We start from the raw sequence: 21646 nt of genomic DNA on the forward strand, positions 1-21646 counted from the left end.
TGAAGCGCCTCATGACCACTCTTACACTTGCAGCCGTTTTCCTGCGGATCGCACGTCATGTTCCATATTGCCCTGCTCGAGCCCGAAATTCCTCCCAACACGGGCAACATCATCCGTCTGTGCGCCAATGCCGGCTGCCAGCTGCATCTGATCGAGCCGCTGGGTTTCGAACTGGATGACAAGCGGCTGCGGCGGGCAGGCCTGGACTACCAAGAATATGCCCGGGTACAGACCCACCCCGATCTCGACAGCTGTCTGGCCGCCGTGCGGCCGACCCGGGTGTTTGCACTGAGCACCAAGGGACAGCAGTGTTACAGCCAGGTGCGTTACCAGCCGGGGGACCTGTTCCTGTTCGGACCGGAAAGCCGCGGGCTGCCTGCCGAGGTACGCGATGCGCTGCCGCGGGAGCAGGTACTGCGGATTCCGATGTTTCCGGGGAATCGCAGTCTGAATCTGTCCAACAGCGCGGCGGTGCTGGTGTATGAGGCCTGGAGGCAGCAGGGGTTCGTGGGGCAGCAGGGGCTGCCGGTAAACAGCGAGCCTCTGTAGGGCGCAAGTGGCTGGGGAGTGTCGAGTTTGCATCTCGACATGAAGGTTGCCGGAAACGCCGCTGGCCAAGGTGGAACTCGGCCTTCCATCCGGAGTGTCGAGTTCCAGTTCGACATGGGGGCGGCTGCCGGAGACGCCGCTGGCCGGGATGGAACCCGGCCTTCCATTCGGGAGTGTCGAGTTCCATCTCGACACAGCGTAGGTCAGCGGGTATTGATGACTATCTTGCCCACGGCCTGGCGGCTGGTGAGGGTGGTCAGGGCGGCTTCGTACTGATCCAGCGCGAAGGTCTGGGATACCAGCGGCTTGAGCTTGCCTTCGCTGTACCACTTGAACAGCTGGCGGAAGTTGTCCAGGTTGGCCTGGGGCTCACGGGTGGCAAAGGCTCCCCAGAACACACCGACCACCGAGGCACCCTTGAGCAGGGCGAGGTTCACCGGCAGCTCGGGGATGCGGCCGCTGGCAAAGCCTACTACCAGCAGACGGCCCTTCCAGTTGATGCAGCGCATGCACTGGTCGAACAGATCGCCACCGACCGGATCATAGATGACATCGGCGCCCTTGCCGTCGGTCAGCGCCTTGATCTTCTCCTTGAAGTCGCCTTCGCTGTAGTTGACCAGTTCGTCAGCGCCCGCATTGCGCGCGACCTCCAGCTTCTCCTCGCTGGAAGCGGCAGCGATTACCCGCGCGCCCATGGCCTTGCCGATTTCCACCGCAGCCAGACCGACGCCACCGGAGGCACCCAGCACCAGCAGGGTCTCGCCGGGCTGCAACTGGCCGCGCTGGGCCAGGGCGTGCATGGAGGTGCCATAGGTCATGCTGAAGCCCGCAGCGGTAACGTAATCCATGTCGTCGGGCATCGGCAGCACACGGAAGGCGTCAGCCGAGACCTTTTCGGCAAAGCTGCCGTAGCCGGTCAGGCCCATGACCCGGTCGCCGGGCTTGAGATGCTTGACCTTGGAACCGACGCTGGACACCACACCGGCGGCCTCGCCGCCGGGGGAGAAGGGGAATTCCGGTTTGACCTGATACTTGCCTTCGATGATCAGGGTATCCGGGAAGTTGACGCCGGCGGCGTGGACGTCGATGACCACTTCGTTGTCCCCGGCTACCGGATCGGCAGTCTCTTCCAGCGACAGGCTGCTGGCAGGACCGTAGGCTTTGCACAATACGGCTTTCATGATGGCTCCCTTTTATCGAATTTTTTCATAGTCTAGCTGCGTGCCCCGCAACCCGGTCAATCACCATACCGGTGATTGATCGGTGTGCATAAGACAACTGCCAGGAGAGCTCATCCCAGGATTGGCGTCAGGCGACTACTGCGCGAGATAGCGCTCCACGTAGGTATCGAAGTCGATACTGTCGCCCCGCTCCAACGCCTCCTGATCCACCAGCGACTGGCGTGCCAGCTCGGCGAACGCCCGCTGGTCGGATTCGTCCAGCGGACGGGCCCGGAAGTGCTGATTGTGCGCCTGCGACTGGGCCAGGGCGAAGGCGAAGAAGCTGTCGCCGTGCTGCCGGATTTCCTCCAGCACCCGGGCGGAGGGTGTCAGCGCCGGGTCATGCAGCTTGTCGCGCTGCAGCTGCAGGGCGTCGCTGTAGGCCGTGGTCCGGTGCGCCTCGTCCAGCAGGGCGGCGCAGGAGGCAATGTTGTCCAGCAGATGCTCGCCCCACTCGAGCAGCCCACAGTCCTGGCCCTTGCGGGTCAGCTGCAGGCCCGGCTCGCGGCCGCGCAGCACGGCCAGGGTGAAGTTGTCGTTGCTGGCGCGGCATTCGTCCTGGGACATGGCCGGGCTTTCCGCCAGGGCACAGAACAGCAGGAAGCTGTCGAGGAAATAGGCAGTACTCGGCTCGATCCCCATGGGAGCGAAGGGGTCGATATCCAGGCAGCGCACCTCGACGTATTCGATCCCGCGCTCTTCCAGCGCCATCACCGGTTTCTCGCCGCTGCGGGCGACCCGCTTTGGCCGGATGGAGCTGTAGAACTCGTTCTCGATCTGCAACAGGTTGGTATTGAGCTGCTGCCACTCGCCGTCGGCGTCGTGGGTGCCGAGTTCGGCATAGCGCGGATACGGCAGGCTGATCGCCTGACGCATGCTGGCGATGTAGCTTTCAAGGCTGTTGTAGCAGATGTTCAGGCCGGCCTGGGCATCGTTGTTATAGCCCAGGTCGCTCATGCGCAGGCTGGTGGCATAGGGCAGATACAGCCCCTTCTCCCCCAGCGGCTGCAGCTGGTGATCGCGCCCCTGCAGGAAGGTGGCGCACAGGGCGGGGGACGCACCGAACAGGTACATCAGCAGCCAGGCGTAACGGCGGAAGTTGCGGATCAGCCCGGCGTAGCGTTCCGACTGATAGTCCTGCGCGCTGCGGGCGTCGCCATCCTCGCGCTGCAGCGCCTGCCAGAGGGCCGGCGCCAGCGAGAAGTTGTAGTGAATGCCGGCAATGCACTGCATGGGCTTGCCGTAACGCACCGCCAACCCTCGACGGTAGACATGCTTGAGCATGCCGACGTTGGACGTGCCGTACCAGGCGATCGGGATATCGTTGTCGCAGGCCGGCAGGCGGCAGGGCATGGACTCGGTCCACAGCAGCTCGTCGCCGAGCTCGCCGTAGGCGAAGCGATGGATGCGGTCGAGCTCGGCAAACAGCTCGTCGATGTCGCCCGTCACCGGGGTGATCAGCTCGACCAGGGCTTCGGAGTAGTCGGTGGTGATGCTCGGGTGGGTCAGCGCCGAGCCCCAGGCCGGTGGATGCGGACGCCGGGACAGTTCACCGCGGGCGTTGATCCGCAGGCTTTCCTTCTCGATACCATGCATGGCGCCCCGCAGGTGATCCTGCAATTCGGACCGGGCCAGCAGGTCCAGGCGTTGTTTCAACAGTGGTGACAAAGCCGTCACTCCTCAAAAAATGGGTCGGCCGCTCGGGCCGCTCCGGCAGACCGGTCAGATACGGGCAGAGGTGCCCGGACATCTGGCCGCCAGTGTATCGCCTTGCCATACCCCGCCATGCGCGACCGCGCGGCCATTCACCGCGTCACCGGAAAGGCCCGGCACGTGGCTGGCCATGCATTCAATGGTAGCGGTTGTCGCATGGGCGTCCAGGTGAGCGAACAGGGCGGTGCTCATGAGTTACTTCCTGAGATTTCGGGCATTGGCGAACAGGTTGGCAAAGGTAGCACCTGACTGCGCCCCCGGACCAGAGCGGTCTTTCTCCGCCCGGGGCGCCCGGGCACCCCTGCGCTCATTGCCGCCGGTACCGCCACGCGTGCGCTCGACGGCGCCGGGCTGATCGCCCATGCGCATGGTCAGACTGATGCGCTGACGCGGTACGTCCACCTCCAGCACCTTGACCTTGACGATATCGCCCGCCTTGACCACATCCCGCGGGTCCTTGACGAAGCTGTCGGCCAGCATGGAGATATGCACCAGGCCGTCCTGATGCACACCGATGTCGACAAAGGCGCCGAAGTTCGCCACGTTGCTCACCACGCCCTCCAATACCATGCCCGGCTCCAGGTCACTGATCTTCTCCACCCCTTCCTGGAAGGCGGCAGCCTTGAACTCCGGACGCGGGTCGCGGCCGGGCTTGTCCAGCTCGCTGAGAATGTCGGTGATGGTCGGAATACCGAAGTGCTCGTCGGTGAAGCGTGCCGGGTCCAGCTTGCGCAGGAAGGCCGAATCACCGATCAGGCTGCGGATGTCCCGGCCGGTCTGTTCGGCGATGCGGTTGACCAGCGGGTAGGCTTCGGGGTGTACCGCCGAGGCATCCAGCGGGTTGTCGCCGCCCATGACCCGCAGGAACCCCGCCGCCTGTTCAAAGGTCTTGGCACCCAGCCGGGAGACCTTGAGCAGCTCCTTGCGGCTGTGGAAGGCGCCGTGCTGGTCGCGGTATTCGACGATGTTCTGGGCGATGGTCGGGTTCAGCCCGGATACCCGCGTCAGCAGCGCTGCCGAGGCGGTGTTCAGATCGACGCCGACCGCGTTCACGCAGTCCTCGACCACCGCATCCAGGCTGCGCGCCAGCTTCATCTGTGACACGTCATGCTGGTACTGGCCGACGCCGATGGCCTTGGGTTCGATCTTGACCAGCTCGGCGAGCGGATCCTGCAGGCGCCGGCCGATGGAGACCGCACCGCGATAGGTCACGTCCAGATCCGGAAACTCCTTCGCCGCCAGTTCGGAGGCCGAGTACACCGAAGCGCCGGCCTCGGACACGGTGACCTTCTGCATCTTCAGTTCCGGACAGGCCTTGAGCAGGTCGCCGGCCAGCTTGTCGGTCTCCCGCGAGGCGGTGCCGTTGCCGATGGCCAGCAGGCTGACCTGGTGCTTGCGGCACAACGCGCCGAGCACCGCCAGAGACTGGTCCCACTGGTTGCGCGGCGCGTGGGGGAAGATGGTCGCGGTATCCAGCAATTTGCCGGTGGCATCCACCACCGCCAGCTTGACTCCGGTACGCAGGCCCGGGTCCATCGCCAGGGTCACCCGCGGACCGGCGGGTGCGGCGAGCAGCAGATCCTTGAGGTTGCTGGCGAACACGCGGATGGCTTCATCCTCGGCCGCTTCACGCAGCTCTCCCAGCAGCTCGGTTTCCATCTGCCCGAGCAACTTGACCCGCCAGGTCCAGCGCACCACTTCCTGCAGCCAGCCGTCCGCTGCCCGGCCCTGGTTGCCGATGCCGGCAGATTCGGCAATCAGCCCCTCACAGGGATGACTGGCGCCAGCGGGGGCATCCGGCTCGCCCAGTTCCAGGGCGATGCTCAGAATGCCCTCGTTGCGCCCGCGCAGAATGGCCAGCGCGCGGTGCGAGGGCACGTTGCGCAGCGGCTCGTCATATTCGAAATAATCGCGGAACTTGGCCCCCTCCTGCTCCTTGCCGGGTACCAGCCGGGAGACCACCCGGCCGTCCTGGCGCAGGGTCTGGCGCAGACGCTCGAGCAGCCGGGCGTCCTCGCTGAAGCGCTCCATGAGGATGTACTTGGCGCCGTCCAGCGCCGCCTTGATGTCGGCCACGCCCTTGTCGGGATCGACGAATTCGGCGGCCAGCTGCTGCGGATCCAGTTCCGGGTTCTCGTACAGCTGCTCGGCCAGCGGCCCGAGGCCGGCCTCAAGCGCGATCTGGCCACGGGTGCGGCGCTTCGGCTTGTAGGGCAGATACAGATCTTCCAGGGCGGTCTTGGTTTCGGCGTTGCGGATGTCCCGCTCCAGCTCCGGGGTGAGCTTGCCCTGCTCCTGGATACTGCCGAGGATGGTGCTGCGACGGTCTTCCAGTTCGCGCAGATAGCGCAGGCGCTCTTCCAGCTGGCGCAGCTGGGTATCATCCAGACTGCCGGTGACTTCCTTGCGGTAGCGGGAAATGAAAGGCACGCTGGCGCCCTCGTCCAGCAGGGCTACGGTGGCGGCAACCTGCTCGGGGCGCACGCTCAGCTCAGCGGCGATGCGCGAGGCAATACTGTCCATTGGGTCTGTATCCACATCAGTTGACTCAAGCGCGGCAGTATAACCCCCCGTGGCAGTCGCGGCGAAACCTCTTGTAACAATGGCCATGTCGCGGTACCACTGGCATCAGCGACAATGTCACCCTGCTAAATAGGTGGTTGAATAATGACCAATACTGAAGGCGAGAAGATTCTGATCGTGGACGACGACGCCCGCTTGCGTCGTCTGCTGGAACGTTTTCTGAGTGAGCAGGGTTACCGGGTGCGCGCCGTCGAGGACACCGCGCAGATGGACCGCCTGCTGGATCGCGAGCTGTATTCGCTGATCGTGCTGGATCTGATGCTGCCGGGTGAGGATGGCCTCAAGGCCTGCGAGCGCCTGCGCGAGCGGGGCAACACCACGCCCATCATCATGCTCACCGCCAAGGGCGACGAGACCAGCCGCATCCAGGGCCTGGAACTGGGTGCGGATGATTATCTGCCCAAGCCGTTCAACCCGCGGGAGCTGGTGGCACGGATCAAGGCGGTGCTGCGCCGTCAGGCGCCGCAGATCCCGGGCGCGCCCAGCATCGAGGATGACGAGGTGACCTTCGGCGACTTCGTGCTCAGCCTGGCGACCCGGGAGCTCAAGCGCGGCGATGAGGTGCACATGCTGACCTCCGGCGAGTTTTCCGTGCTCAAGGCACTGGTGCACCACCCGCGCATTCCGCTGACCCGGGACAAGCTGATGCAGCTGGCCCGGGGCCGGGAATGGGACGCGCTGGAGCGCTCCATCGACGTGCAGATCTCGCGCCTGCGCCGGCTGCTGGAACCCGATCCGTCCAAGCCCCGCTATATCCAGACCGTCTGGGGGGTGGGATACGTATTCGTGCCGGATGGTCAGCAACAGTGAAGGGTGGCCCGGGCTGGCACCCGCTGCTGCCCCGCAGTTTCTTTGCCCGCACCCTGCTGCTGGTACTGCTGACTCTGCTGTTCTCCAAGATCCTCACGCTGGTCTATCTGATGAGCAACGAGGACCTGCTGGTCGACCGGCAGTACAGTCACGGTACCGCGATGATGGTCCACGCCTACTGGGCCAGCGGCCCGGAGGCCCGCAGCGATCTGGAACGGCTGACCGGCATGCGACTGGTGCACCATAGCCTGGTTCCCCCCGGGGAAGTGCACTGGCCCTATTCCGGCGTGTTCACCCGGCAGCTGCGTGACGAGCTGGGTGACCGCACCCAGATCCGCGTGCAGACCCAGGAACAGCCGGCCATCTGGGTGCATCAGCCCAGCTATGACGACTACTGGCTGAAGGTCCCGCTGTATGCCCACCCCCTGCGTGGCCAGCGCCTCGGGCTGGTGATGACCTGGCTGGCGCTGATCGTGATGCTTTCCACCGCTACCGCCTGGATGTTCGTGCGCCAGCTCAACCGGCCGCTGAAGACCCTCGAGCGTGCCGCCCAGCGTATCGGCCAGGGCCACAGCGTCCGCTTGCTGGATACCAGCGGCCCGGCGGAGATCGCCGAAGTCTACCGGGCCTTCAATCAGATGGCCCAGGATGTCGAGCAGGCCAACAGTGACCGCGCGCTGCTGCTCGCCGGGGTATCCCACGACCTGCGCACACCCTTGACCCGCATGCGGCTGTCCACCGAACTGATGGCCGATGTCGAGCCGGAGCTGACCGAAGGCATGATCCGCGACATCGAAGACATGGACGCCATTCTCGATCAGTTCATGGCTTATATCCGCGACGGCAGCGCGGAGCCGATCGAACCCTGCGATCTCAACGAGCTGATCAGCGAGGTAGTGGCCCCGCTGAACATGACCGAGCAGCGGGTAGCGCTGTATCTGCAGCCGCTACCCGAGCTGGCGCTGCGGCGCCTGTCGGTCAAGCGGATGCTGACCAACCTGGTGGAGAACGCTCTCAATCACGGGGTGGAGGGGGTCGAGGTGACCAGCCATCTGGAGCGCAGCAGCATACAGCCCTGCGTGGTGGTGAGTGTGCTCGATCGCGGTCCCGGGGTGGACCAGAGCAAGGGGCAGGATCTCTTCACCCCGTTCATCCGGGGCGACCGGGCCCGGTCCACCAAGGGCACCGGGCTGGGGCTGGCCATCGTCAAACGCATCGCCGACGGCCACGGCATCAGTGTGCAGCTACTCAACCGAACGGGTGGCGGCACCGAGGCACGGTTGAGTTTCCCGGTCCCGTCTCACTGAGCGGCGGCCTGCGCCAGCGCCTGCTCGATGGCCGCCAGATCCGGAATCAGCAAGGAGCGCTCCTCGTCGGCCAGACTGACGAGCTGGCTGACAAAGCCGCTGCCGCCGGCCACCCTTCCGATCTCCCCGCGCAGAACGCGCCGGGAACGGGGGATACCAGCAACCCGCAGGGCAATGAAGCGCAACCGCTCGTCGCCGCCGACGGCGTTGAGGATCAGCATGCGCGGGGCAACGTCCGGCGCCAGCGGGGGCTGGCCCAGCAGTTGCGCCGCATCCGCCAGCGGTATGCGCTGATCACGCCAGTTCGCCCAGCCGAGGAACCAGTCGGGGCCCTGCGCAGCCGTCTCGACAAGACGGTAACCGACCAGCTCCGCGACCGCCACGTTAGGCAGCAGCAACGGCTCGGCGGTGAGTGGAATGATCAGTCCGTTGAGACTATCCAGTGCATCTGACATACATCATCCTCTTGCCCGGCGACGCTCACTGGGGCGCCGGGCGTTCCTGTTCCAGCCATTGGCGCATGGCCATGGCCAACTCTTCGGGTGAGCCCTGCAGACAGCTGTAGCCGGCCCGTTGCACCGCCTCGGGCATGGTGGCACAGGCCGAGCTATCCGCGCTCTGGGTCCACACCTGCATTCCCTGACGACGCAGGCGGCCGCAGGCATCCACGCCGTCCTCGCCCATGCCGCTGAAGATGATCGCTCCACAGTGCGGTGCGAACGCCGCCGCCACTTCGTCCAGCAGCATGCCGATCGCTGGCTGGTAGGCACCCGACCAGCCGCCTTCCTGCAGACATATCCGTTTCCCGGCGTCGAAGCTCAGGGCCCGGCTGATCGGCGCCACCAGTACTTCGCCCGGCTGCAGCCGGGCACCTTCCTCACAGTTGAGTATGCGCCAGCCGTTCTCGCGCCCGAGGATCCGCGGCAGCTGATGCTCGAACCCAGCATCGATATGCTGGGCGTAGACAAAGGCCACCGGCAGCGAATCGGGCAGCAGATCCAGAAACCGCTTCACCGCTGCCGGTCCACCGAGGGATGCGCCCAGCAGCCACACGCAGCAGGCCGGCTCGGGCGCTACCGCCGGGGCCAGCTGCGGGACACCCGCCGGCGCACCCGCCAGCTTGCTGAGCTTGCCCAGCAGACGGCGCTGCCAGCGGGGAAAATCCTCATCACGCTGCGCCGGAATCTCGTCGTTACCCAGCAGCACCGGGACGTCGCTGTGTTCCAGCAGCCAATCCACCAGCGCCGAATCCTCTTCCATATCCAGCAGCCAGAGGTCGGTGGCGACCTCGGCCAGCTGCGGCGGGCCCAATCGCAGCGGCGGCGCGTCGAACACCACCGCGTAACCAAGGCGCCGGACCGTCTCGCTCAGGCTGCGGCGCCTGTCATCACAGGCCACCAGCAGCGCTACAGCGGGCGCGGCGATCTCAGTCACCCGCCTCGACCAGACTGCCTATCAGTTCGAGAAGCTGCGCTTCCTGATAGGGTTTGCCCAGATACTCGTTGACCCCCAGGCTCCGCGCCCGCTCCCGGTGTTTCTCGCCGGTCCGGGAGGTGATCATGATGATCGGCAGATCCTGCAGCCGCTCGTCATGGCGTACGAGGGTGGCAACCTCGAAGCCGTCCATGCGCGGCATCTCGATGTCCAGCAGCATGATGTCCGGCTGCAGATCCTGCAGCTGGGCGATGGCGTCCACCCCGTCCTTGGCGGTCACCACCTCCATGCCGTGGCGCTCGAGCAGTCGGCTGGTCACCTTGCGAACGGTGATGGAGTCGTCCACCACCATGACCAGGGTGGCGCGGTCTTCCACCGCGGAGGGCTGCTCGATGCGCTGCTGGTGCTGGGCATGGGCCTGCTGGGCGCGGATCACCGCCAGGAGATCGAGGATCACCACCACTCGGCCATCCCCGAGGATGGTCGCGCCGGAGATACCCGACACCACGGCAAACTGCTTGCCGAGGTTCTTCACCACGATCTCCCGCGAGCCGGCCAGCGAGTCGACCTGCACCGCGATGCTGTGCTCGGCGCCGCGTACCAGGATTACCGGCAGCGGCAGGCTGTGGCCGCTGAGCCTGGGCTGCTGGCCGGTCGCCAGCAGGTCGCCCAGATAGCGCAGATCGTAATGCTTGCCGGCATACTCGAACGGCGGCGCCCCCGGTGCGTAGTAGGCTTCCAGCTCGTAGCCGGATACCCGCACGATCCCCTCGATGGTGTTCAGCGGAATGGCGTACAGGTCATCGCCGGAGTACACCATCAGCGCCCGGTTCACCGACACGGTGAACGGCAGCCGGATGATGAAGGTGGTGCCCTGGCCGGGCTCGGTGGTGAGCGTCATGCTGCCACCCAGCTGCTTGATCTCGCTGTTGACCACATCCATGCCCACCCCGCGGCCGGAGATCTGCGTCACCTGGGCGGCGGTACTGAAACCGGCCTCGAGGATGAACTGCAGGATTTCCTGATCGGTCAGGTTGGCGTCGGCATCCATCAGCCCGCGCTCGATGGCCTTGCGCCGCACGGCTTCAAGGTCGATACCCCGTCCGTCGTCGCTCAGCCGCAGCAGGATCTCGCCGCCTTCGCGCTCGAGCTCCAGGGTAATACGTCCTTCCGCAGGCTTGCCCAGCTCGGCCCGCCGCTCGGGCGTCTCGATGCCATGGTCCACCGCGTTGCGCAGCATGTGCTCCAGCGGGCTCATCATCCGCTCCAGCACGCTGCGGTCCATCTCCCCTTCGGCATTGGCGACCACCAGCTCGATCTGCTTGCCGACTTCCGTCGATACCTGACGGACCACCCGACGCAGGCGCGGCAGCAGCCGCTCGAAGGGCACCATGCGGGTGCGCATGAGACCTTCCTGCAGCTCGGTGTTGACCCGTGCCTGCTGCAGCAGCAGGGTCTCTGCATCACGGCTGCGGGTGGCGAGGGTTTCCTTGAGGTCGAGCATGTCCGATGCCGACTCGAACAGCGATCGGGACAGCTGTTGCAGCTGCGAGTAGCGGTCCATCTCCAGCGGGTCGAAATCCTCGTAACCCTGTTCGATCTCTTCCTGGTGGCGGGACAGGATCTGGGCCTGGGTTTCCATGTCCAGGCGCCGCAGCTGGTCGCGTACCCGTTCGATGGTGCTCTCCATGTCGTTGAGCGTATGGCTGATATCGCTGACCTGCTGCTCGACCCGGCCACGGAAGATGGACGTCTCACCCGCCAGGTTGACCAGCTCCTCCAGCAACGCGGCCGGCACCTTGACGGTTTCCTGCACGCTGGCGCGGCTGGTACCGGCGGCTTCATCCCGGCCTACGCCCATGGCGTCGCGCAGGATCTGCCGCACATCGGCCAGGGTGCGTCCCGCGGCGGCGGGATCCGGGGCAGCCATGGGCGCACCGGTCGGGCGCGCCGCCGGTACCGGCAGTTCCCAGCTGACCTGCTCGATGCCCTGACCCTGCGCCAGCTGCTCTATCGCTGCCTGCAACCGGGACAGCTGCAGCTGCAGCTGCGGCTGGTCGCTCTCACCGGTCTGGTGCAGGGCCTGCTCCAGCTCTCTGGCCTGCTCGGCGAGGGCCTGCTGGCCCGCCAGACGTGCGCTGCCCTTCAGCGTCTGCAGACGATGCAGCAGGTCGAGCGAGGCCTGCGGATCGCCCTGCAACTGGCCGACCAGTGCGGCGCAGGGCTGCAGCAGCTCGCGGGCTTCCTCGATGAACATGCCGAGCATGCCGGGCACCGTCGGCTGTGGCTCCGGGGTAACAGGCGGTTCGGCCGTGGCCGCTTGCTGAGGTGCCGCTTCGGGCAGCTCGGCCGTACCCTCCGTCGGTAGCCTGGGCGGCTGATCCGGTGCCGCGCGGAAGTCGCGGATGGCCCGGACCAGGCCCATGCCGTCGCTGATCGAACGGCCGGCCAGAATGCCCTCGACCATTTCGGCGAGGCTGTCCTGGCACGCCAGAAGCAAGGCAGGCAGCCCCTCGACAAGTTCGAAACGCTTGCCGACCAGACCCTCGTAGAGGAATTCGAGCTCGTGGGCCAGATCCCCCACCGGACGGATCTCGGCCATGCGGGCACCACCCTTGAGGGTGTGCAGGTCGCGAAGCACCGCATGCAGCGGGGCTTCCTCGGCGGGCTCGGCAAGCCATTGCGTGAGGCTGCCGGCGGCGCTGTCGAGAATCTCCTGGGCTTCTTCGAGGAAGATATCCACCAGTTCGTCGTCGGTACCGGCGTCGGTCGGATCCCACAGCCCTGCGGACGGCGCCGCCGGGGCCGAAGGCCCTCTGTCGGCATCCGATTCCGCCGTCTCGGCGTGCGGGTCGCCGGTTCCCAGCGGCTGGGAGAACAATTCCTGCAACAGCTGCAACTCACCGCTGGCCGACTGCACATGCTGGTGGGCCGCGACCTGGTCCATCATCGCGATCAGCCGCTCGTGACCCTGGGCAAGACTGCTGGCGACCTCGTCGGAGAAAGGCAGACGCTGGCCGACCAGCGCTTCGTGTACATCCTCAAGCCCCTGGCAGAGCTCTTCGATCGGCCCCAGCTCCACATCCTGGGCGACGTCCGCCAGCGCGCGCAGCGCCCTTGCCAGAGCGGCGTGATCGATCTGCCTGCCCTGCGCCAGCTCGTCGGAAGCATCCAGCAGCAGCTCGATGCCCTCGGTGAGGAAGATCGACAGCAGGTCCGTATCGCTGCCCCCTTCCAGCTGGGCGCGGCTGCTCTCGCGCTCCTCCATGGCCTGCCCGTACAGGGCATCCAGTCGCGACAGCAGTTCCTCGCTGCCGGCTATCGGCTGGCGGGCGTCGCCCTGCGCCAGCCATTGCTCCAGCTTGTCCACCGCATCGCCCAGCAGCTCCGCCAGCGGGCGGTCGGCCGGGATCAGGTTGGTCTTGAAGTCCTTGGCCAGTTTCTCCAGCGGCGTGGCCAGTTGCGCTACCGGCTGGATACCCGCCATGTGGGCGCTGCCCTTGAGCGTATGCAATGCCCGCTGCAACGCATCGCTCAGGGGCTGCGGCAGGCTCTGCTCGCACTTCTCGAGGAAGCCGCGGATCTGGCCGATATGGGCTTCGGTTTCGGTGCGGAAGATCTTCAGCAGCAGCGGGTCGAGCTCGCCGGACATCGGCTCCGCCGCCTCCGCAGGGAGATCGTGCTCCTCGACGGCGACCACCGGCAGCTCCGGTTCCGGCTCGTCGGCCTGTGGCAGCGTGTCGAGCCGTTCCGGCAGTGTCGCATCCTGCGCTTGTTCCGCAGCGTCCTCAAGCGGCTCCAGGGTAATGTTTTCCAGCCCCTCATCCGGAAGCGATTCGTCGAGGGGCTGCGGCTCGTCGAACTGTCCGAAGTCGAGGTCCTCCACGGCATCGGCGATCTGTACGTCGACTTCCGGCAGCTCGGTGATCTCGAACTCCAGCACCTCCTCGTCGGCCACGTCCGGACCCTGCCATGCCGTGAAAGGCTCCTCGGCAACCGTCGGCTCCCCGGGCACCTCCGCAGTCGGTTCGAGCGCTGCGCCGGTGTCGTCACCTTCCGACGCATCGGCAAGCTCGAAGGTCGGCTCGATGTCTGCCGACTCCTCTGCGGATTCCGGCGAGTTCGCCTGCGCCCCCTCCAGGCTGACCGGTTCCGTGAGGGTTTCGCCACGGGACAGCATTTCGGCCTGCCCGGCCAGCCGGTCGACCACCGGTGATGGCGCGGCCCGCCCGGCAGCAAAGTCTTCCAGCAGGCCGGGCATCAGTTCGCGCACGGCATTGACCACGGCAAACACGGCCGGGCTGGCTTCGACGTTGCCATCGATCACCCGGTTGAGCATGTTCTCCACCGCCCAGGCTAGTTCCGCGAGGATGCTCGCCTTGACCATGCGGCCACTGCCCTTGAGGGTGTGGAAGGCGCGCCGCACTTCGGTGCGGGCGGCCTTGTTGTCCGGGTCGGCCTGCCACTGGGGGCTGTATTCGTCCAGTGTCTCGAGCACCTCGCCGACTTCCTCGACGAAGATTTCCAGCAGCTCGGGATCGAGCTCATCTTCATCCTCGTCCGGCTCCGCTGCGACGGCCTGCGCCGGCTCGTCCGCTAGAACTGCCGGGTCGTCCTGCTCTTCCTCGGCGAGCAGAGCCGGCAGATCTGCCGGCGCGTAGCCGAGCACCGCGAGACAGCCCTCGGCGGCAGCGAGAATCCCCTCACCCCGGTCGATGTCATCCCGGGCAACCCGCTCCAGGTAGTAGTCGATCCCGGAAATGACATCGGCCAGGGTATCCAGCGCTTCCCAGTCAGGCCTGCGCTGGCGGACAAACAGCTCACGATGGATGTACAGCCGGCAGGCGGCAACCACATTGGCGGCGCGTTCCAGCGGCAGCATGGCCAGTCCGCCGCGGATGCTGTTCAGCAGCTCGTCAACCGGCTCCAGCAGACTGAAATCCCATTGGGCGGCGATGAACGCATTGATCGCCTCACGGGTCTGCTCCAGCGCATTGCGCGCCTCCAGCACGACCTGCTGCTGGATCTGCAGGATCTCGCCGGCGTCAGCCAGCTGGCTGCCCTGACTGCCCTGTGCCGGGCCATCGGCGGCCACACGCTCCATTGCCAGAATGCCGTGCATGCTGGCTTCGACATAGAGCATGCCACCGGCGATTTCCATCAGCTGGGCATCGGCGGGCGGCTCGTCGGCCAGGGTCATCTGTTCGACCCGCTCTATCTGTTCCTGCAGCACCCGGCGCGGCTGCCCCAGGCCCAGCACCGCAAGGGTATCGGCGATGCGCTTCATGTCCGGCAGCAGGCCGTCGAGGTCCTGCTGGCTGCGCGAGGTGCTGCGGACGAACAGGTCGAGGCGCTCCTTGACCTGCAGCAGCTCCTCGTTCAGCGCCACAGCCACCGACTGCATGGTGTCCTTGTCGGGTCCGACCAGACGGCTGTGGGACTCGCTGGCGGGGGCTGGCTCCTCCTGCCACAGGGCAGCCAGTTGATAATGCTCGCGCAGGGCACTGAGACGCGGGGTATCACCGGCGCTCTTGGCGACATAGAAAAGCAGATTGCGCAGCAGTTCGGAGTTGGGTTCGCGACTGGCGATGCTGGCGGCATCCTCCAGCAGATCGCGCAGCTCCCGGTCGCCCAGGCGCAGCAACTGGCGTATCGCGGCACCGTTCTCGATGCTGCCGTGCCCGAGCCCTTCGGCGACCCCGGCGAAGACCGCCCAGAGCTCGGCAAAACGGGTCCCGGTGCAGAGTTGCTGCAGCCGATCGAACACCCGGGCCATCTGATGGCTGTTGCGCTCCACGTCCTGTCCGCGAATGATCGCCGCGTGGGTGATCTGCATGGCCTGACGCAGTTTGCGCAGCTGCAGCAACACCCCCTCGCTGGCGAAGTCGACGCCCGGCTGCTGCGGTTGCGGCTCGCCGGTCTTCAGCCGGGGATTGAATACCGCAGTCTCGGTCAGCAAGTTTTCGCCACGGGCCGTTCGCATGTCATTGAGCAGCGGCAACAGCAGCAGCGGCATGTCCCGTCGCGCGCTCTGGACCCGATCCAGGTAGGCAGGCATCTGCAGGATCGCCTGCATCAGCACCTCAAGTGCTTCGGACTGCCGACTGCAGCTGCCATGCATCAGCGCCTGGGCCAGCTTTTCCATCTCCTCGGCCAGCAATGCCGCACCGTAGAACTCGACCATCTGCAAGGTGCCGTGCACCTGATGGATATAGGTCAGGCAAAACCGCAGCCGCGTCGTGTCCCCGGGGTTTTCCACATAGGCTTCAAGTGCCTGGCGCGCCTGATTCAGCGTCTCGGAAATTTCGCCTTTAACCCAGTCGAGGGCGACATAATCATGCCGATCACCCATAGTCACTCCAGACATTCCATGCTTTCCCTGCGTCGGTAGGCCTGTACCCGGTCGTCGGCTACGGGCTCAAGCGAGGGATTGTTCCAGTCCATTATTTCACCCGGACCGATCACCAGTACGCCGCCCGGTGCCAACCTTGATGCCAACTGGTTGAGCAGTTCACGACGGCGCCAGCGCCGGAAGTAGATGAGCAGGTTCTGGCAGAAAATGATATCCAGATCCCGGATCGGGGCCTGGGCCAGTTCCAGGATATTCAGCCGGGTGAAACAGACGCGCTCATGCAGCGCCGCAGCCACCTGATACTGACCATCCGGTTGTTGTTCGAGCCATTGGTGAATCTCCGCGTCGGTCAGGCCACCGAGGCGACGCGCCGGATAACAGCCCCTGCGCGCCTGGTCCAGCGCCTGCTGGCTGATGTCGGTCGCCCATATCCCGTAATCCCGACGCTGGATCGCGCTGTCGCTGAGCAGCTGTTCGAGGATGATCGCCAGCGAGTAGGCTTCCTCGCCGCTGGCACAACCCACGCTCCACAGTTGCAGCGGACGGTCGAGCCCCTCGCTCATCCGCGCCCGCAGGTGACGCGCAACGCAATCAAACGAGGGCCGGTGACGCATGAAGCTGGTTTCCCGGATCGTCAGCCATTCCACCAGCGCCGACCACTCCACGGCACCGCTGATGCCTTCGGTGACGTACTGGTAGTAGGCCTGATAATCCCGGATACCCAATGCTCGCATGCGCGTCCCGAGCCCGGTCTGCAGATACACCTTGCGCTCCGCGCTGATGCACACGCCGGTTCGCAGTTCGAGCAACGCCTGCCATTGACGAAACTGCTGTCCGTCCATCTCTGGCAACTTCTCCAATGACCAGTGCGGCGTTGTGTGCACGTTGCGACCCTCGCGGTGCCCTTATGGAGGGCGGCCGGTGGCCGCCCCGCGCTGCCCTCAGTTCTGCCCTGGCAGGGTGAAGCCGGCCACCGACTGACGCATGCTCTCCGCCAATTTGGCCAGCTCGCCAATGCTGCGGGCCGTGGTGGTGGTACCGGCCGACGTCTGCGAGGTGATCTCCTGAATCACGTTCATCGTGTTGGAGATGTGACCCGCAGACGAAGCCTGCTGCCGTGCCGCGTTGGAGATGTTCTGAATCAGCGCCGCCAGGCTGGTGGATACCTTCTCGATCTCCTCCAGTGCGACACCCGCGTCCTGGGTCAGACGCGCACCACTCACTACCTCGGAGGTGGTCTGCTCCATGGAGATCACCGCCTCGTTGGTGTCGGTCTGAATGGTCTTCACCAGCGCCTCGATCTGCTTGGTCGCCGCCGAGGAACGTTCCGCCAGTCGCTGTACTTCGTCCGCAACCACCGCGAAGCCGCGACCGGCGTCACCGGCCATGGCGGCCTGGATCGCCGCGTTCAGAGCCAGAATGTTGGTCTGGTCGGCAATGTCGTTGATCAGGCTCACGATGTCACCGATCTCTTGGGAAGACTCACCCAGGCGCTTGATCCGCTTGGAGGTGTCCTGGATCTGCTCGCGGATCACGTCCATGCCGGCGATGGTGCTCTGTACAACCTCGTTGCCCTTGTTGGCGATGGCTACCGAGCGCTCCGCTACCGCAGCGGACTCGGCGGCGTTGGCCGATACCTGGTCGATGGACACGGCCATCTCGTTCACCGCGGCGGAGGCCCCGGCGATTTCCTGGGCCTGGTGCTCGGACGCCTCGGCAAGGTGCATGGCCGTGCTCTGGGTTTCCTGGGCGGCGCTGGCCACCTGCAGGGCGGTGTGGTTGATCGTTTCCACCAGTGCCCGCAGCTGGTCGATGGAGTAGTTGATGGAGTCGGCGATGGCACCGGTGAAGTCCTCGGTTACCGTGGCCTCGGCCGTCAGGTCACCGTCCGCGAGGTCGGCGATCTCGTCCAGCAGACGCAGAATCGCGGCCTGGTTACGCTCGTTGGTGGCAGCGGTCTCCGCCAGGCGGATCCGGGTTTCGCGGGTCAGCTGCAGACCGATCAGCAGAATCGAGCCCAGCGCTACCGCCGCCAGCACATAACCCAGCAGGGTGTTGATCCAGCGGCCCGCGCTGCGCTTCTCGAACGCCTGCGACAGGTCGGAAACGTTGTTCAGCAACTGTTGGGAGTCGGTGAAGATGCTGTTGGCCGCGGTCCGTACCTGGTACAGCTCGGGGGAGGTCAGCAGGATCTGCTCGACGGATTCGGATACGTAGCTGAACAGGTCGGCGATCTCTTCCAGACGGCTCACCGCGTCGGCATCGGTCACCCGGGCGATGCCGAGCACTTCGTTGCCGTTGATCATGCCATCCAGAACGCGGCCAAACAGGGTCGCGTCACGACCGAAGCTGTCCGCCGCCATCACCGCGTCGGCGTCACCGGCCAGTACCCGGTTCACCGAGCCGAGAATACGCTCGGCGAGCAGCGACTGGCGCTGGGCCAGGGATACCTGGGTAGCACTCGCGCCACTGTCGATGAGCACGTCCACCACGTCCTCATACTCCACCTGCAGCTGCGGCACGGTGTCGGACAGCTGGGCAGCCAGATCGTGCAGCGACAGTACCGTTTCCTCACTGCTGAGGATGGCGTCGGCGTTGGCACGCACCCTGTCCCAGTCGGCACCGGCCGCCTCCAGCGGCTCGTGCAGCGAGCCCGGGGTGGGCGGCAGGCCGGTCTCGTCCCGACCGTCCGTCAGGTAGCGCCAGCGCTCTTCATAGTCGTTGCGCGCCTGCAGCAGCAGCGGGAAGGCTTCCCTGGTACCGGTCGCGGCTTCGGTGGCCGACTTGGAGATCTGCTGGGACAGAACCCGCAGCTCACCGGAGTGGCCGATGTATTCGGTATCGTACGAGCTCTGCACGTTCAGATACACGAAGTTGGCGAACAGCAGAACCAGGGACATGACCAGCGCAAGGAACAGCGCACTGATGGTCCGGTTGCTGCGCAGTGTGGTAACGATGTTGGTGGTATCAAACTTTTTCATTTTCTGGCCCCTACCTGGCCTACCGCATGCTGCTTGAAGTCCTGAATTGTTACGCACTGACTTGATGCCAGCCCGCCCCTACCGATCAGATCGCCACATCAAGGAACGCCTGGTCGCGTGCCAATGCCCGGAAGTTGAAGATCATGGAGTACTGCTCACCGGCATAAGCGCCCACCACATAGGGCCTGAACTGCTCCGGGAGCGCAGGGACCGATGTGGTGAAACTGCTTACTGGAAAGTGCTGCATGCCGAACAGCTCGTCGACCAGCAGCCCGACGAAGAGGTCGTCACGGTCCAGCACCAGGACCCGACGCTGCTTGCGCGGGGCGCTGACGGTGGCACCGAAGAACTGGCTCAGATCAACGATCGGCAGGAGCCTGCCGCGGACGTTGGCTACACCCCTGACCCAGGGCTTGACCCGCGGCAGGGCGGTATAGCGCGGCTCGTGAAGAATTTCACTGATCTCCCCCAGCGTGGCGACCATGGGCTGGCCGGCCAGACGGAAGCCGATGCCGCTCCAGGTTTCGGACACGACCTGCTGCGCCGGCAGACCGCTTGCCATGCGCAGGCAGCGCTCCGCCAGCTGCTGGAGAAGATCGAAAGGATGTATTGTCTCTGACATACCGTCCCTGTTGTCATTGGCGTGCCGGGGTGTACCGGCGATGGTCAGCCTGCGAGTACCGACTTCAAGGTCTTGATCAGCGTGGCTTCCTCGACCGGCTTGGTGAGGTAGTCCCTGGCGCCCTGGCGCTTGCCCCACACCCTGTCGGTTTCCTGGTCCTTGGTTGTCACTATGATCACCGGGATACCGGAGGTTTCCGGATCCTTGGTCAGCTGACGGGTCGCCTGGAAGCCGTTGAGGCCGGGCATGACGATGTCCATCAACACGGCGTCGGGCTTTTCCTGGCGTGCCAGTGCCACGCCATCGGCGCCGTTTTCTGCCTTGATCACTTCATAACCGTGCTTTTCCAGCATGCCGCCCAGCTTGTAGAGCTCTGTCGGCGAATCATCAACTACGAGTATGCGAGCCATTTATCCCCCTGGATTTAAATAAGATGCCGGCTGGTTCAGCTTCCCGCTGCACCGGCCATATTCTTGTCCGACTGCGGAACGTGAGCACGAATCGCGCCCAGCAGTTCTTCCTTGCTGAATGGCTTGGTCAGGTACTGATCGGAACCGACGATACGCCCCTTGGCCTTGTCGAACAGGCCGTCCTTGCTGGACAGCATGACCACGGGCGTGGAGCGGAAAGCGGTATTGTTCTTGATCAGCGCGCAGGTCTGATACCCATCAAGGCGCGGCATCATGATGTCAACGAATATGATATCGGGGTGATTATCAGCGATCTTGGCCAGGGCATCAAAGCCATCGACGGCGGTGATGACGTTGCAGCCGACCTTTTTCAGCAGCGTTTCCGCCGTACGCCGAATGGTCTTGCTGTCGTCAATTACCATGACTTTCAGGCTCTCGAAATTTTCTTCCATAAACACAGCCCTTGTATATACGGCGGTCAGTTACCGGGCGGCCAGTGGCAGACAGACCGACCAATTCCATTTCCGGCTACTTTTAACACAGTTTCAGAAGGCAATCCATAAACCCTTACCCCGAATGAGCAGCTTGCGAAACCGGTCATCCTTTATCCGGCTCCGGTGCAGGGGGTACACTGCTGTGACCTCTGAACAGCCTGGTGAAACACAGCATGACCATTCACGTTGGTATCGTCATGGATCCGATCAGCGAGATCCACTACAGGAAGGACAGCTCCCTGGCCATGCTGCTGGCAGCACAGCAGCGCCAGTGGCAGCTCAGCTACATGGAGCCGCAGGACCTGTATCTGCAGAGCGGTGAAGCCATGGGCAGCATGCGGCCGCTGCAGGTATTTGCCGATCCGGCGCACTGGTACGAACTGGGCGAGGCCCGGCAACAGCCGCTCGGCGAGCTGGATGTGATCCTGATGCGCAAGGACCCGCCCTTCGACAACGAATTTCTCTACGCCACTCATATCCTGGAGGCTGCCGAGCGTGCAGGCGCGCTGGTGGTCAACCGGCCGGCCAGCCTGCGTGACTGCAACGAGAAGCTCTTTGCCACCCGCTTCCCGCAGTGCTCGCCGCCGAACACCGTTTCGCGACGGGCGGACATCCTCCGGGCCTTCATCGGCGAGCACCGCGACGTGATCCTGAAGCCGCTGGACGGCATGGGTGGTTCGCAGATCTTCCGCGTGCGCGAGGATGACCCGAACATCAGCGTGATCATCGAGACCCTGACCCTGCACGGGCAGCAGCAGATCATGGCCCAGCGCTACCTGCCGGAGATCGTCGACGGCGACAAGCGCATTCTGATGATCGACGGGGAGCCGGTACCCTATTGTCTGGCGCGCATCCCCCAGGCCGGGGAAACCCGGGGCAACCTGGCCGCCGGCGGGCGGGGCGAGGCGCGACCGCTGACCGAACGGGACCGCTGGATCGCCGCCCAGGTAGGGCCGGAGCTGCGCCGCCGCGGGCTGCTTTTCGTCGGCCTGGACGTGATCGGCGACTATCTCACCGAGATCAACGTGACCAGCCCGACCTGCATCCGTGAGATCGACGCGGCCTACGATACGGATATCGGCGGGAAACTGATGGATTGCATTGCCGAACAGCTGAAACAGCGACGCAGTGCGTAGATTTTTTTCCGCGACGGGGGCAGACTGCGCAGCAG

General features: G+C 65.0%; 16 protein-coding genes. 4 read left to right on the forward strand and 12 right to left on the reverse strand.

What is annotated here, in order from left to right:
* Nucleotides 1-57: 57 nt before the first annotated feature.
* Nucleotides 58-549 carry a tRNA (uridine(34)/cytosine(34)/5-carboxymethylaminomethyluridine(34)-2'-O)-methyltransferase TrmL gene (gene trmL / locus IEW63_RS09675; protein WP_188636425.1) on the forward strand — a complete coding sequence of 164 codons (492 nt, stop codon included), beginning with the start codon at nt 58-60 and terminating at the stop codon, nt 547-549.
* Between the two features lie 203 nt (nt 550-752).
* On the opposite strand, the gene IEW63_RS09680 is transcribed toward trmL, so the two are convergent.
* From IEW63_RS09680 to IEW63_RS09695, 4 genes are all read right to left on the reverse strand, one after another.
* Nucleotides 753-1730, reverse strand: a complete 978-nt coding sequence (locus IEW63_RS09680; RefSeq protein ID WP_188636426.1) for an NADPH:quinone oxidoreductase family protein — start codon at nt 1728-1730, stop codon at nt 753-755.
* Between the two features lie 135 nt (nt 1731-1865).
* Nucleotides 1866-3437 carry a glutamate--cysteine ligase gene (gshA, locus tag IEW63_RS09685; RefSeq protein WP_188636427.1) on the reverse strand — a complete coding sequence of 524 codons (1572 nt, stop codon included), beginning with the start codon at nt 3435-3437 and terminating at the stop codon, nt 1866-1868.
* Nucleotides 3438-3491: 54 nt separating this feature from the next.
* Complete coding sequence (locus tag IEW63_RS09690) at nt 3492-3674, reverse strand: hypothetical protein (protein ID WP_188636428.1); 183 nt, start codon at nt 3672-3674, stop codon at nt 3492-3494.
* 3 nt (nt 3675-3677) lie between these two features.
* Nucleotides 3678-6005, reverse strand: a complete 2328-nt coding sequence (locus tag IEW63_RS09695) for a Tex family protein (RefSeq protein ID WP_188636429.1) — start codon at nt 6003-6005, stop codon at nt 3678-3680.
* Between the two features lie 144 nt (nt 6006-6149).
* Here IEW63_RS09695 and ompR point away from each other — a divergent pair, with 144 nt between their 5' ends.
* Together ompR and IEW63_RS09705 are read left to right on the forward strand one after the other, a co-directional pair.
* Nucleotides 6150-6875 (forward strand): osmolarity response regulator transcription factor OmpR, encoded by a 726-nt coding sequence (gene ompR / locus IEW63_RS09700; RefSeq protein WP_188636430.1) that lies wholly within the window; start codon nt 6150-6152, stop codon nt 6873-6875.
* Nucleotides 6872-8182 carry an ATP-binding protein gene (locus IEW63_RS09705; protein WP_229710438.1) on the forward strand — a complete coding sequence of 437 codons (1311 nt, stop codon included), beginning with the start codon at nt 6872-6874 and terminating at the stop codon, nt 8180-8182. Before ompR ends, IEW63_RS09705 begins: the two co-directional genes overlap by 4 nt.
* Here IEW63_RS09705 and IEW63_RS09710 read toward each other — a convergent pair.
* The 8 genes from IEW63_RS09710 to IEW63_RS09745 all read right to left on the reverse strand — a co-directional run bounded on the left by IEW63_RS09710 (nt 8176) and on the right by IEW63_RS09745 (nt 20433).
* Nucleotides 8176-8637 carry a chemotaxis protein CheW gene (locus IEW63_RS09710; RefSeq protein ID WP_188636431.1) on the reverse strand — a complete coding sequence of 154 codons (462 nt, stop codon included), beginning with the start codon at nt 8635-8637 and terminating at the stop codon, nt 8176-8178. The two genes, IEW63_RS09705 and IEW63_RS09710, sit on opposite strands and share 7 nt — an antisense overlap.
* A gap of 25 nt (nt 8638-8662) precedes the next feature.
* Nucleotides 8663-9616 carry a chemotaxis protein CheB gene (locus tag IEW63_RS09715; RefSeq protein WP_188636432.1) on the reverse strand — a complete coding sequence of 318 codons (954 nt, stop codon included), beginning with the start codon at nt 9614-9616 and terminating at the stop codon, nt 8663-8665.
* Nucleotides 9609-15983: an Hpt domain-containing protein gene (locus IEW63_RS09720; protein ID WP_373288221.1), complete on the reverse strand. Its 6375-nt coding sequence runs from the start codon at nt 15981-15983 to the stop codon at nt 9609-9611. Before IEW63_RS09720 ends, IEW63_RS09715 begins: the two co-directional genes overlap by 8 nt.
* Entirely contained in the window at nt 15971-16810 is an 840-nt protein-coding gene (locus tag IEW63_RS09725; RefSeq protein ID WP_188636433.1) for a CheR family methyltransferase, read from the reverse strand. Before IEW63_RS09725 ends, IEW63_RS09720 begins: the two co-directional genes overlap by 13 nt.
* 99 nt (nt 16811-16909) lie before the next feature.
* A complete protein-coding gene (locus tag IEW63_RS09730; RefSeq protein WP_188636434.1) occupies nt 16910-18949 on the reverse strand; it encodes a methyl-accepting chemotaxis protein in 2040 nt (679 codons plus the stop codon).
* Between the two features lie 85 nt (nt 18950-19034).
* Nucleotides 19035-19571: a chemotaxis protein CheW gene (locus tag IEW63_RS09735; RefSeq protein ID WP_188636435.1), complete on the reverse strand. Its 537-nt coding sequence runs from the start codon at nt 19569-19571 to the stop codon at nt 19035-19037.
* Between the two features lie 44 nt (nt 19572-19615).
* On the reverse strand, nt 19616-19981 hold the full coding sequence (gene pilH / locus IEW63_RS09740; RefSeq protein ID WP_188636436.1) for a twitching motility response regulator PilH: 366 nt from the start codon (nt 19979-19981) through the stop codon (nt 19616-19618).
* A 35-nt stretch (nt 19982-20016) separates the two neighbouring features.
* Entirely contained in the window at nt 20017-20433 is a 417-nt protein-coding gene (locus tag IEW63_RS09745) for a response regulator (RefSeq protein WP_188636437.1), read from the reverse strand.
* Nucleotides 20434-20648: 215 nt separating this feature from the next.
* Between IEW63_RS09745 and gshB the strand changes: the two genes are divergently transcribed.
* Nucleotides 20649-21611: a glutathione synthase gene (gene gshB / locus IEW63_RS09750; protein ID WP_188636438.1), complete on the forward strand. Its 963-nt coding sequence runs from the start codon at nt 20649-20651 to the stop codon at nt 21609-21611.
* Nucleotides 21612-21646: the final 35 nt, after the last annotated feature.

The organism is Halopseudomonas pertucinogena (assembly GCF_014646575.1).
Classification (GTDB): domain Bacteria; phylum Pseudomonadota; class Gammaproteobacteria; order Pseudomonadales; family Pseudomonadaceae; genus Halopseudomonas; species Halopseudomonas pertucinogena.